The sequence below is a fragment of the Gephyromycinifex aptenodytis genome (assembly GCF_012277275.1).
Classification (GTDB): domain Bacteria; phylum Actinomycetota; class Actinomycetes; order Actinomycetales; family Dermatophilaceae; genus Gephyromycinifex; species Gephyromycinifex aptenodytis.
In genome coordinates, this window is the sequence record NZ_CP051155.1 from 2,822,724 (window position 1) to 2,835,858 (window position 13,135).

Sequence of the window (13,135 nt, forward strand, 5' to 3'; positions counted from 1 at the left end):
CAGCATGACGTCCTCGCCATCGCCCGTGCGGCCTGCAGCGACAGTCACCCGTGGCCCGCGTCCGATCCGGACGCGGGCCACGCGCGCGCGTCAGGAGGCCGCGGCTGCGGCCATGACCTGGACCGTCGCGGTGGCGACCTTCGCGTCGTTGGCGCTGTGGGGTGTGCAACGTTTGCACCGCCAGCCCGGTTCGTGGGTGGAGATCCTGTTCACCCTGGTCAACCTGCCGGTCAGCACCTCACTGGTCTCCTTCGTCGTGCTGTGGCTGATGACGCGGGCGCTGATCGGTCGCAAGCGGCTGGGCCTGGTGGCGGTGGCTGTGTGCCAGCTGTTCGGTATCGCCCTGGCGGTGGACGTCGCCGTGGTGTTGAGCACACCCGACTCGATGGACAAGTTGGACGGCTGGTGGATGATGATCCACCCGTCGACGGTGATCGACGTGCTGGCTGTGGTACCGGCCGTGTTCATCCTCTGGCTGTGTTGGTGGGTTCGTCCCGCCTTCCCCGGGCGGCTACGTCCCGGGGCCTGGGCCACCGCTGGGATCGCGCTGGTCACCGGGTTCGCCTTCGCCGCAGCGCTGGCGTGGACGCTGCTCGGCCTCGCCCACCGAGCCGTCCCCTCGGGCTCTCAGGTGACGTCGGTTCTGCTGAACGGGTTGGGCGTGATCACCCCGCACAACACCCCGGTGCACCAGCGAGCCGACCTGTGGATCTCCCAACTGGTCTCGATCATCGTCGCGGGCACGATCGTGCTGGCGGTCGCGCTCTTCCTCCGCTTCGCCAACGACCCGCACGGCTGGACCGGAGCCCGCGAGGTCGCCCTGCGCGGTCTACTCGCCCGCCACGGAGCACGAGATTCGTTGGGCTACTTCGCTACCCGCCGCGACAAGTCCAGCATCTTCGCGCCCGACGGCCAAGCCGCCGTCTGCTACGAACTCGTGGCGGGGGTTTCCCTGGCCGCGGGCGACCCGGTGGGCGACCCGGCCTCCTGGCCGGCCGCTATCGAAGCGTGGAAGAGCGAAGCTCGCCGCTACGGATGGATCCCCGCCGTGCTCGGCGCCAGTGAGGAGGCCGCCCGGGCCTACACAGCCGCCGGAATGGTGGCGATGAACCTGGGCGACGAAGCGATTCTGCGCCCCGATACCTACCGCATCAACAACACCTCGATGACGACGATCAGACGGGCGGTGCAGCATGCTCGCCGCGCTGGTCTGCACGTGCAGATCCGCCGTCAGGAAGACATCGAGGCCGATGAACTCGCCCACCTGATCCGCCTGGCCGACGAATGGCGCGAGGGCGAGGAACGCGGATTCTCGATGGCGCTGGAGCGCCGAGGCGACCCCGCCGACGGCGCGACCCTCTACGTGAGTGCGCACGACGAGGTCGGCGAATGCGTCGGTCTGCTCTCCTTCGTGCCCTGGGGGAACTCCGGGGCGTCGCTGGACACCATGCGCCGCAGCCCGGGCGCGCCCAACGGCACTGTCGAGCTGCTGGTCAGCGAGCTCATGGCGCGCGCGGACGAGGTCGGCATCCTCCAGATCTCACTCAACTTCGTCGTCCTGCGCGGCGTCTTCGAGGACGCCGACCGATTGGGCGCGGGACTGCTCACCAAGCTCAACTCCTCGCTACTGGGCGGGCTCGACCGTTTCTTCCAGCTTGAGCGGCTCTACCGCGCCAACCGCAAGTTCGAACCGACCTGGGTGCCCCGCTACCTGTGCTTCGACTCACGATTGTCGATCCCGCAGGCGATGTTCGCCTGCGCCTTGGCCGAGGGCTTCGTGCCCCGGCCGCTGCGCCGGGCTCGGGGCGGGACGCTGACCGACGACGAACTCGCCGACGTGCGGTCGCTGCCCCGGGATCGGGCGGTCGATCTGGACTCGCTTGCGCCTAGCCGCAGCGAACAGACCCGGGTGCGGTTGGCGCATCTGGCAGAACTACAAGCAACTGGGCGCGATCCGTACGCGGTGGGTGTTCCCGGCGCCCTGAACGTTTCGGACCTGGATTCGCGCTGCTGGCAGGAGGGGGCACCGATACGTCTCGCCGGTCGGGTCCGGGGGATGCGGGACCACGGCGGCGTGGTCTTCATCCGTCTGGTCGGGGGCGGACGCGAGGTCCAGTTGCTCTGCGAACGGGAGGTGCTGGGCGAGCCGGAACTGCGGCAGCTGGCGCGCTGCGTCGATATCGGCGACATGCTCCTGGTCCAGGCCAGCCCCGGACGTAGCCGAAACGGGACACCCAGCCTGTTGGTGCACTCCTGGTCGGTGAGCGCGAAATCGTTGCATCCGATCCCGTTCGAGCGGTTCACCGATCCCGAATCACGGCTGCGGGCTCGGGTCACCGACCTCATCGTCCACCCCGAGCAGGCTGACCTGCTGCGTCAGCGCGCCGCGATCGTGCATTCGGTGCGTGCGAGCCTGCACGAAGCGGGCTTCCTCGAGGTCGACACCCCCATGCTGCAAAGCGTGCACGGCGGGGCCTCCGCGCGGCCGTTCTCCACCTTCAGCAATGCTTACGGTGTCGAGTTGTCACTGCGGATTGCCCCCGAGTTGCACCTCAAACGGCTCCTGGTGGCGGGGATGGGTCCGATCTACGAGCTGGGTCGCAACTTCCGCAACGAAGGCGCCGATGCCACCCACAACCCCGAGTTCACCTCGCTGGAGGTCTACCAGCCCTACGGCGACTACAACTCGATGCGGCTGCTGACCGAGAGCCTCATCAAAGCGGCGGCAACGGCAGTGCACGGTTCACCGATGCTGCCGCTGCACGCCAAAGGCGAAGCGCCGGGGGCGTTGGTGGATGTCTCGGCGCCATGGCCCGTTGTGCCGTTCCTGGAAGCGCTCTCCCAGGTGCTCGGCACCCCGGTCAGCCTGGAGACCGACATGGAGAAACTCATCGGTCTGGCCAAAAAGCATCAGGTCGCCATCCGTCCCGATATGGGACCCGGGGCGATCCTGGAAGAGTTGTACGCCGACCTGGTCGAGGCGCGCACCATCAACCCCACCTTCTACACCGACTTCCCGGTCGAGACCTCACCGCTGACCGGGGCCCACCGCAGCCACCCCGGCCTCGTCGAACGCTGGGACCTGGTTGCCTGCGGCATGGAACTGGGCACGGCCTACTCCGAACTGACCGACCCCATCGAGCAGCGCCGCCGCCTCACCGAACAGTCGCTCAAAGCCGCGGCCGGGGACCCCGAGGCGATGGAAGTCGATGAGGACTTCCTGCGGGCGCTGGAGACCGGGCTGCCTCCCACCGGAGGGATGGGGCTGGGCATCGACCGGCTCGCGATGCTCATCGCCGGTCAGAACATCCGCTCGGTACTGTCCTTCCCATTCGTGCGGCCACTGCACTGAAGAACAGCCAACCCCTAGACCCCGGGCCCGGCGACCCCGACGATGTGCTTGGCTGACGCAATGAGCTGGATGCGGCGACTGGACGGGTTCCTGCTGGCGATCCTCGCAGCGGTCCTGGTGGCGACGGTGTTGCCGGCAACCGGAGCTGCGGTTCCGGCGCTGGACTGGGTCGTCAAGGGCGCGATCTTCGTCCTGTTCTTCATGTACGGCGGGCGCCTGGAACCCCGAGAAGCGCTCGCCGGACTCAAACATTGGCGTCTGCACGGGGTGATCCTGGCGTTCACCTATGTGCTCTTCCCGCTGCTGGGCCTGGCCTTGGGGCTGGTCGCGCCCTATGTGATGAGCGACGCGCTCTACCTGGGCCTGCTGTTCGTCTGCCTGGTGCCCTCGACGGTGCAGAGCTCGATCACGTTCACCTCGATCGCGCGCGGCAATGTCGCCGGGGCCATCGTCAGCGCCTCACTGTCGAACCTGCTGGGGGTCTTCCTCACCCCCCTGCTGGTCATCGTGCTGATGACCAGCGCCGGACGGGTGAGCATCCAGGCCTCCTCGGTGCTGGACATCGTCGCCCAGATCCTGCTGCCTTTCGTGTTGGGCCAGTTGTCTCGTCCGCTTACAGCGAACTGGTTGGCGGCGAACAAGGGGTGGCTGAAGTTCGTTGACCGGGGTGTGATCGTGCTGGTCGTCTACTCCGCCTTCTCGGCCGGGATGCGCGAGGACATCTGGCACCAGGTGAGTCTGGGCGGGATCCTCGTCGTGACGTTGATGAGCGCATTCCTGCTCGCGGTGTTGTTGTGGCTCACCGGCGTGGCCGGGCGGCGGCTGGGTTTCAACCGCCCCGATCAGATCGCCATCCAGTTCTGCGGGACGAAGAAGTCGCTGGCCACAGGCCTGCCGATGGCAATCGTGCTGTTCCCGAACCTGCCGGTCGGGCTGGTCGTGCTGCCGTTGATGATCTTCCACCAGATGCAGCTCGTCGTGTGCGCGGCCCTGGCCCAACGCTACGGCCGCCAATCCGAAGCCGCGTCGGCCTGATCGCGTTCTGGGTCAACCGCGCCGGGGCGTCCGTCCGGGGTCACTACCGGTGGACACCGACGCGCGAAGTCACCCAGGTAGCGCAGACTGGAAGATGAGGATCTGAGCTGCCCCAGGTGTGAGATGCCCGGTTCGAGGTATGGAACAACCAGGTGTCCTGCTGACGTTGGGACCACAGGACGTCGCCGTCCTCGTAAGCAAGGCTGATGGGGCTCGGCGGCAGGCACAGCTAGCATCGAGGTGTCTCGATAGCGAGGGAGCGGAATACATGTTCGAGCGGTTCACCGATCGGGCCCGACGTGTGGTCGTGCTGGCGCAAGAAGAAGCGCGCATGCTCAACCACAACTACATCGGCACCGAGCACATTCTTCTCGGCCTCATCCACGAGGGCGAGGGCGTTGCCGCCAAGGCGCTTGAGAGTCTTGGCATCTCGCTCGATGCTGTGCGCGAGCAGGTCCAGGAGATCATCGGCCAGGGCCAGCAGGCCCCCAGCGGCCACATCCCCTTCACCCCGCGCGCAAAGAAGGTGTTGGAGCTCTCACTGCGCGAAGCGCTGCAGCTCGGGCACAACTACATCGGGACCGAGCACATCCTCCTGGGGTTGATCCGGGAAGGTGAAGGTGTCGCTGCGCAGGTGCTGGTCAAGCTCGGCGCCGACCTGAACCGGGTGCGCCAGCAGGTCATCCAGTTGCTCTCGGGCTACCAGGGCGGCAAAGAGACCGCCGGCGCCGGCGTCGGCGGGCAGTCGACCTCCGGTGAAGGCACCCCGGCCGGTTCGCTGGTTCTCGACCAGTTCGGCCGTAACCTCACCCAGGCAGCCCGCGAAGGCAAGCTGGACCCGGTCATCGGGCGCGGCAAAGAGATCGAGCGCGTCATGCAGGTGCTCTCTCGCCGCACCAAGAACAACCCGATCCTCATCGGTGAGCCCGGCGTCGGTAAGACGGCAGTCGTGGAGGGCCTGGCCCAGGACATCGTCAAGGGCGAGGTGCCCGAGACGCTCAAGGACAAGCACATCTACACCCTTGACCTGGGGGCGCTGGTCGCAGGCTCGCGCTACCGCGGTGACTTCGAAGAGCGCCTGAAGAAGGTCCTCAAGGAGATCCGCACCCGCGGCGACATCATCCTGTTCATCGACGAGATCCACACCCTCGTCGGTGCTGGCGCCGCTGAAGGTGCCATCGACGCGGCGAGCATCCTGAAGCCGATGCTGGCCCGCGGCGAACTGCAGACCGTCGGTGCGACAACGCTGGACGAGTACCGCAAGCACATCGAGAAGGATCCCGCGCTGGAGCGTCGCTTCCAGCCGATCCAGGTGGCCGAGCCGACCCTGGCCCACGCCATCGAGATCCTCAAGGGCCTGCGTGACCGGTACGAGGCGCACCACCGCGTCTCCATCACCGACGCTGCCCTGGTCGCTGCGGCGAATCTGGCCGACCGCTACATCAACGACCGGTTCCTGCCGGACAAGGCCATCGACCTCATCGACGAGGCCGGCGCCCGCCTGCGCATCAAGCGCATGACGGCGCCGCCGGACCTGCGCGAATTCGACGACAAGATCGCGCACGTGCGCCGCGAGAAGGAAGCGGCCATCGACGGCCAGGACTTCGAGAAGGCCGCCAAGCTGCGCGACGATGAGAAACAACTCATCGAAGCGAAGAACAAGCGTGAGAAGGAATGGAAGTCCGGCGACATGGATGTCGTCAGCGAGGTTGACGAGGACGTCATCGCCGAGGTGCTCGCCGCCTCCACCGGCATCCCGGTGTTCAAGCTCACCGAGGAAGAGTCCAGCCGCCTGCTCAACATGGAGGCTGAACTCCACAAGCGCATCGTCGGCATGGACGACGCCATCAAGGCGCTCTCGCAGGCGATCCGGCGCACCCGCGCCGGTCTGAAAGACCCGCGTCGTCCCGGCGGTTCGTTCATCTTCGCCGGCCCCACCGGTGTCGGTAAGACCGAGCTGGCCAAGGCGCTCGCCGAGTTCCTCTTCGGTGACGAGGACAGCCTCATCACCTTGGACATGAGCGAGTTCGCCGAGAAGCACACCGTCTCGCGACTGTTCGGTTCCCCTCCCGGCTACGTCGGCTACGAAGAGGGCGGCCAGCTCACCGAGAAGGTGCGTCGCAAGCCGTTCTCGGTGGTGCTCTTCGACGAGGTCGAGAAGGCGCACGCGGACATCTTCAACAGCCTGCTGCAGATCCTGGAAGACGGGCGTCTCACCGACGCCCAGGGCCGGGTCGTCGACTTCAAGAACACCGTCATCATCATGACGACCAACCTCGGCACCCGGGACATCAGCAAGGCCGTCAGCCTCGGCTTCGCGCCCGACTCCAGCCAGGGTGGCAGCTACGAGCGGATGAAGAACAAGGTCAACGACGAACTCAAGCAGCACTTCCGTCCCGAGTTCCTCAACCGTGTCGATGACACGATCGTCTTCCCGCAGCTGTCGCAGGACGAGATCGTCCAGATCGTCGACCTGATGGTGGCGCGCCTGGACGAGCGGCTCAAGGACAAGGACATGGGTATCGAGCTCACGCCCGCGGCCAAGCAGTTGCTTGCCGAGCGTGGCTACGACCCGGTGCTGGGTGCCCGTCCGCTTCGTCGCGCGATCCAGCGCGACATCGAGGACGAGCTGTCCGAGCAGATCCTTTACGGCCGCATCGGTGCAGGCGAGCTCATCTTGATCGACGTCGAGGGCGAGGGCAAGGACGCCAAGTTCACCTTCGTCGGCACCCACAAGGAACCCGAAATCGAGCAACCGCTGCCGGACCACGTGCCGGGCAGCGACCACGGTGGCCCCGAGCAGATCACCGGGGGCGGTGGCGGCGCTGTCGGCGCCGAGACTCCGGCCCCCGAGGGTGGCGCGCAGGCCTGATTCCGAGATCGTAGTGAGGGCACCGACTCTGTCGGTGCCCTCACTGCTTCCCGGCCGGCGCCGGGACAGCTCTTCGCCATCGGTGGCTTAAGCGGTATGGAAAGGTGAACGTCATGACCAATCGTGAGCTGCAGCAGCGCATCATCGATGAGCTTGAGGTGGTGGACCCGGCCGGTTTCGATGCTGAGGCCGAAGCGAAGCGTCGGGTGCGCTTCCTGGCCGACTACCTGTTGGCCACAAAAGCCCGAGGTTACGTCCTGGGGATCAGTGGGGGCGTCGATTCCAGCTTGGGCGGAAGGTTGTGTCAGCTCGCGGTGGAGCAGGTACGCGCCGAAGGTGGCGACGCCCGATTCATCGCGATGCGGCTGCCGTACGGCGTCCAAGCCGATGAGGCCGATGCGCAGCAGGCGCTGGCATTCATCCGCCCCGATGAGACCCTGCAAGTCGACATTGCGCCGGCGACCGACGCCCTGTGGCAGGAGTGTCTGCACGCCGGAATGAGCCTGGACGATCCGAGCAGAGAGCATTTCGTGCTGGGCAATGTCAAAGCCCGGCAGCGGATGATCGCGCAGTACACGGTGGCCGGGGCGCGCGGGATGTTGGTCGTCGGCACCGATCAGGCGGCTGAGGCCGTCGTGGGCTTCTACACCAAGTTCGGTGATGGGGCCTGTGATCTGACACCGCTGGCGGGGCTGCCCAAGCGACGCGTCCGTGAGATCGCGCGCTACCTGGGCGCGGCGCCGGACCTCGTGGAGAAGGTCCCGACCGCTGACCTGGAGTCGGACAAGCCGCTCCTGGCGGACGAGGCGGCGCTCGGGGTCTCCTACGAACTCGTGGACGACTTCCTTGAAGGTCACCAGGTGCCGCCGCAGGCTGAGGAGACCATCCTCGGCTGGTATCGCCGGACGGGGCACAAACGCGCCCTGCCGGTCACCCCCGGTCGGGCCTGAACCTCACCGGGTCGTTCGCCACCCGCTCTGCCGGGTCAGCGGCGTCTCGCTCGGCGGTCCAGTCCGTCGCCGCGGAGCGCACTCGCCTGATACTGCTGCCCATGGTCGAGGTCGTGCGGGCAATAACGAAAGATGTCAGCGGAATCCGTGCCCTGGTGGAACCCCAGGCGGGAAAGCGGGTCCTGCTGGCCAAAGAGGTCGTCTCCTACTACGAATCCCTGCACGACTTTCGGGTGGTTCGTGACGAGCAGGGCGTGGTCATCGGGTGCGGCGCTTTGCACGTGATGTGGGAGGACCTCGCGGAGGTGCGCACCCTCACCGTGCGCGAGGATTATCTGGGCAAGGGCGTCGGGGGTGCCATCCTGCGTCAGCTGTTGACGGACGCGCGCGCAGTCGGGGTGCAACGCGTCTTCTGCCTCACCTTCGAGACGCAGTTCTTCGGCCGTCATGGCTTCGAACCCATCGAGGGGATCCCGGTCGAGCCCAGCGTGTATGCGGAGTTGTTGCGCAGCTACGACGAAGGGGTCGCCGAGTTCCTCGACCTGGAGCGGGTCAAACCGAACACCTTGGGCAATACCCGCATGCTCTGCCGGCTCTGAATCGCAGCCCGCCGCCCGCCGCAGTTCAGCGCGGCAGGCAGTACCGCTCGCGCGGTAGCGGTTCGACCAGGCCGTCTTCGATCAGCGAGGCCAGACAGCGCTGCAGTTTGAGTTCGTCCTCGGGCCAGGCCGTTGCCAGGGCATGCGCATCCAACGGGTCGGGCGACTCACGCAACAGTGCCAGGATGCGGCCCCGGACCTGACGGTCGGTTCCCGCCCATGCCTGTCCCCGTCGTGCTGGGCCGGTGTACGGCGGCGCCCCCGCCGCTTGCCAGGCGCAGGTCTGGATGACCGGGCAGGCGCCACAGCGCGGGTTGCGCGCCGTGCAGATCAGCGCGCCGAGCTCCATGATCGCGGCGTTCCAGCGGGCGGCTTGCTCGTCATCGCTGGGCAGCAGCGCGGTCGCCAGTGCCTGCTCGGCTCGACTCATGGACGGTGCCGGCAATGGCTCGGCCCGGACCAGCCGGGCTTGCGCCCGGCGGACGTTGATATCGACCACGGTGGCCCGGCCTCCGAACGCAAACGCCAACACCGCGGCGGCCGTGTAGGGGCCGACCCCGGGCAACGCCAATAACTCCGGGTACGTGTTGGGGACCTGGCCGTGATGGATGCGGACCATCTGCGCTGCCGCTTCGTGCAGGCGCAACGCCCGTCGGGGATATCCCAACCGATCCCAGTGACGCACCGCCTCCCCGGGGGCGGCCGCCGCCAGGGCCGCCGGCGTCGGCCAGCGCTGCATCCAGGCCTGCCACACCGGCGCCACCCGCGCGACGGGGGTCTGGTGGCTCATCACCTCCGAGACGAAGACGCCCCACGCGCTGGTGCGTCCGTCGCGCCATGGCAGGTCCCGGCGCGCGACGTCATACCAATCGAGGATCCGCTGGTGCAGGAGGGCGGTCTGAACAGGCAGGGAGGTGGGGGCAGCCGACATGGAGACGCAGCGAGCCGCTCAGACGTAGCGCTCGAGGATGCTGGATTCGGCCAAGCGGGAAAGTCCTTCCCGGACCGCGCGCGCACGACCTTCACCCACACCGTCTACGGCCTGCAACTCATCGAGGTTGGCAGCCAGCAAACGCTGCAAGCCGCCGAAATGGTCCACGAGCCGGTCGACGATCGCTCCGGGCAGGCGAGGCACCTTGGACAGCATCCGATAGCCCTTGGGATTGGCGGTGTCGTCCAGGCTCTCCGACAGCGTGGAGTAGCCCAGCGCGCTACTGCCGGAAGCCAAGTCGAGCAGGTCGGAGGGGGATAGTGCAGCCATCGACTCCAGCACGTCGTCGCGGGTGCGTCCCAGCTCGACGTTGAGGTAATCGCGGATGACCAGATCCCGATCGCGGTCGATGCCGCGGGTCAGCTCTTCCAACTGCAGGGTCAACAGGCGCCCGTCGGTGCCGAGCTCGATGACATAGCTGGAGATCTCGTCGTGAATCCGGCGCACCATCTCCAGACGCTGCAGCACAGCGGCGACGTCGCGGATGGTGACGAGGTCCTCGATCTCCAGGGCCGACAGCGTGCCCATCACCTCATCGAGGCGGGCCTTGTACCGCTCCAGGGTCTGCAACGCCTGATTGGCCTTGGACAGGATCGCGGCTGATCCCTCCAAGACGTGGCGGAAGCCGTTGATGTACAACGCGGCGATCTGCATCGACTGGCTGACCGAGATCACCGGGAAACCGGTCTGCTTGGAGACCCGTTCTGCGGTGCGGTGCCGGGTGCCTGACTCGCTGGTCTCGATGGAGGCATCAGGCAGCAGCTGGGTGGCGGCCTTCAGGATCCGGGTCACCGAGCCGTCGACCAGAACCGCGCCGTCCATCTTTGCCAGCTCCCGCAACCGGGTGGCCGAGAACTCGATCTCCAGCGGGAACCCGCCGGTGGCGATCTGCTCAAGCACTTGGTTGTATCCGAGAACGATCAGCGCGCCGGTGCCGCCCCGCAGAATCCGCTCCACGCCTTCACGCAGTTCGGTACCGGGGGCTACCGCAGCAAGGGCCTGGCGCAGGGCGTCCTCGTCGATGCCGGCCATGGTCCTCCCTCGTGTGAAGTCGCCTCGAGTACGCGAGGGCGGATACGTACATAGATCCGCTGGCAGTCTAGCTCCCCCGCGGCCCGGGCTGAGTCTGCCGGACGGTGCGCAGCGCAGGTCAGGGCGCGCCGAGGAGGCCGCGAACTGCCTCGTCTAAGCGCGCCACTTGCCGCACCACGAGGCCGCGCGGCACGTCGGCTGCTTCTACCGACCCGGCAGGTACGACCGCCTGAGAAAAGCCCAGCCGGGCCGCTTCGGCCAGCCTTCGCGGCACCCCGGCGGTGGGGCGCAACTCGCCGGCCAAGCCGACCTCCCCCAGGGCGACGGTGCCGCGGGGGAGCGGGCGATCGGCCACCGAACCGGCCATCGCGAGGGCTACCGCAAGGTCCACGGCCGGCTCGCTGAGGCGGACCCCGCCGACGGTGGAGACGTAACAGTCGCACTTCTGTACCGGGATCCGCACATGCTTTTCCAGCACGGCCAGCACCATCGCCACCCGAGAGGTATCCAAGCCGCTCGTGGTTCGCCTGGGAGAGGGAGCCTGGGTGCTGGACAGCAAAGCCTGCACCTCGGTGACCAACGGCCGCCTGCCCTCCAAAGTGACAGTGACCGCAGTGCCGGGGACCATCAGGTCCCGACTGGACAGGAAGAGGGCGCTGGGGTCGGTGAGTCCGACGATGCCGTTCTCGCCCAGGTCGAAGCAGCCGACCTCGTCGGTGGGGCCGTAGCGGTTCTTCACGGCCCGCACCAGGCGTAGCCGGCTGTGCCGCTCGCCTTCGAACTGCACCACGACATCGACGAGGTGTTCCAGCACGCGCGGGCCGGCGATCGAGCCGTCCTTGGTGACATGCCCCACGAGCAGGGTGGACATCCCTCTGCTCTTGGAGGCAGTGATGACTGCGGCGGCGACCTCGCGCACCTGGGACACGTTGCCCGCCGACCCATCGACCTGGGCGCTGCTGATGGTCTGTACCGAGTCCAGGACGAACAGGTCGGGGGAGAGTTGTTCGACCTGGGCCAGAACCGTACCGAGGTCGCCCTCGGAGGCCAGATAAAGATTGGGAGCAAGCGCTCCGATGCGTTCGGCGCGCAGCCGCACTTGAGCGGCCGATTCCTCGCCACTGACATAGAGCACCCGGCGCCCCGCGGTGGCGGCGCGAGCTGCGACATCCAGCAACAGGGTCGATTTGCCGACGCCCGGCTCGCCGGCGACGAGTACCACCGCTCCGGCCACCAGTCCGCCGCCGAGGACCCGATCGAACTCCGAGACCCCGGTGGGGATGGAAAGCGCCTGGGTGGCATCGACATCGGCGATCGGCATGGCCGGGTGTGCGACATGGCCCGCGGGTTGGGTGCGCCCGAGAGTCTCGCCGCCGAGTTCCTCCACAGTTCCCCAGGCCTGGCAGCCACCGCAACGACCGGCCCACTTGATCGAGGTCCAACCGCATTCGGTGCAGCGATGCCCGGCCCCTCGTGAAGTGGAGCGCTTGGCCGCCTTGTTCGTCATGGGCCCCACGGTAGGCGCCGGGACCGACAGCGCTTCGCCGGCGACGGTTCCTCAGCCGGCCTCGGCGGCTCCTGCGTCACGGTGTCCATGCAGCGGCGGCGCACTAGTCGTAGCGGCGCCACCACAGATCGACGGCGTAATCGACCTCGCAACCCTCGTGCTCGCGAAGAATTGCCGCCGCCTGAGTCGGGGCGAACTCGATCCTCACCACGGCCTCGAAGTCAGCGCGTGAACGCATCTGCCAGCGCATCAGGACCGGTTCCCGGTTCCAGCCGTGCCGCCGCCAGAACCGCTGCAGCGCAAGCGGATCACGTTCGGGATGGGCCCGTGCGAACCAGGCGCCGAAGGTGGAGCGGGTCGAGTCGTTGTCGATGACGAACGCGGTGCCGCCGGGGGCCATCACCCGATCCAACTCGCGCAAGCCGGGCTCTGCGCCGGGCCCGAAGAAGTAGGCCCATCGCGCGTGGGCCACGTCGATGCTGCGCTCCCGAACCGGCAGAGCCTCGGCCTCACCCTGGCGCACCTCGACATCGGGCAGGTCGGCCACCCTGGCCCGTGCCAGCTCGACCAGCGGCGGGTGCGGTTCCACCCCGATCACGTGCGAGGCTCGCCGGGCGAAGAACGGCAAGTGGAAGCCGGCGCCGCAACCGATGTCCAGGACCCTAGCGCCGTCGTGATCGTGCAGGCGTTCCATCGCCGCGGCGATCAACCCGTCGGGGTCGACCGCCTGGTTCTCGATCTCGTAAGTCTGGCTGTGATTCCAGATGTTGGGGCTCATCCGCACCATCAGGAGACCC

9 protein-coding genes are annotated in these 13,135 nt (G+C 67.4%); 5 read left to right on the forward strand and 4 right to left on the reverse strand.

Going from position 1 to position 13,135, the window contains the following annotated elements:
- Window positions 1-4 precede the first annotated feature (4 nt).
- From lysX to G9V96_RS12185, 5 genes are all read left to right on the forward strand, one after another.
- The gene (lysX, locus tag G9V96_RS12165; protein WP_226913303.1) at window positions 5-3,352 is read left to right on the forward strand and encodes a bifunctional lysylphosphatidylglycerol synthetase/lysine--tRNA ligase LysX; all 3,348 of its coding nucleotides are present in this window, start codon (window positions 5-7) and stop codon (window positions 3,350-3,352) included.
- Window positions 3,353-3,412: 60 nt separating this feature from the next.
- Window positions 3,413-4,387, forward strand: a complete 975-nt coding sequence (locus G9V96_RS12170; protein ID WP_168583264.1) for a bile acid:sodium symporter family protein — start codon at window positions 3,413-3,415, stop codon at window positions 4,385-4,387.
- Window positions 4,388-4,655: 268 nt separating this feature from the next.
- Window positions 4,656-7,259, forward strand: coding sequence for an ATP-dependent Clp protease ATP-binding subunit (locus G9V96_RS12175; RefSeq protein WP_168583265.1), 2,604 nt, complete (start codon window positions 4,656-4,658; stop codon window positions 7,257-7,259).
- 113 nt (window positions 7,260-7,372) lie between these two features.
- Complete coding sequence (nadE, locus tag G9V96_RS12180) at window positions 7,373-8,209, forward strand: ammonia-dependent NAD(+) synthetase (RefSeq protein WP_168583266.1); 837 nt, start codon at window positions 7,373-7,375, stop codon at window positions 8,207-8,209.
- A gap of 101 nt (window positions 8,210-8,310) precedes the next feature.
- Window positions 8,311-8,808, forward strand: coding sequence for an amino-acid N-acetyltransferase (locus G9V96_RS12185; protein ID WP_168583267.1), 498 nt, complete (start codon window positions 8,311-8,313; stop codon window positions 8,806-8,808).
- A gap of 25 nt (window positions 8,809-8,833) precedes the next feature.
- Here the strand turns inward: G9V96_RS12185 and G9V96_RS12190 are convergent, their stop codons facing one another.
- The 4 genes from G9V96_RS12190 to G9V96_RS12205 all read right to left on the reverse strand — a co-directional run bounded on the left by G9V96_RS12190 (window position 8,834) and on the right by G9V96_RS12205 (window position 13,116).
- Window positions 8,834-9,739, reverse strand: a complete 906-nt coding sequence (locus G9V96_RS12190) for an A/G-specific adenine glycosylase (RefSeq protein ID WP_168583268.1) — start codon at window positions 9,737-9,739, stop codon at window positions 8,834-8,836.
- A gap of 18 nt (window positions 9,740-9,757) precedes the next feature.
- Window positions 9,758-10,831: a DNA integrity scanning diadenylate cyclase DisA gene (disA, locus tag G9V96_RS12195; RefSeq protein ID WP_168583269.1), complete on the reverse strand. Its 1,074-nt coding sequence runs from the start codon at window positions 10,829-10,831 to the stop codon at window positions 9,758-9,760.
- Between the two features lie 118 nt (window positions 10,832-10,949).
- Complete coding sequence (gene radA / locus G9V96_RS12200; RefSeq protein WP_168583270.1) at window positions 10,950-12,338, reverse strand: DNA repair protein RadA; 1,389 nt, start codon at window positions 12,336-12,338, stop codon at window positions 10,950-10,952.
- A 103-nt stretch (window positions 12,339-12,441) separates the two neighbouring features.
- A complete protein-coding gene (locus tag G9V96_RS12205) occupies window positions 12,442-13,116 on the reverse strand; it encodes a class I SAM-dependent methyltransferase (RefSeq protein WP_226913304.1) in 675 nt (224 codons plus the stop codon).
- Between the last annotated feature and the right edge of the window lie 19 nt (window positions 13,117-13,135).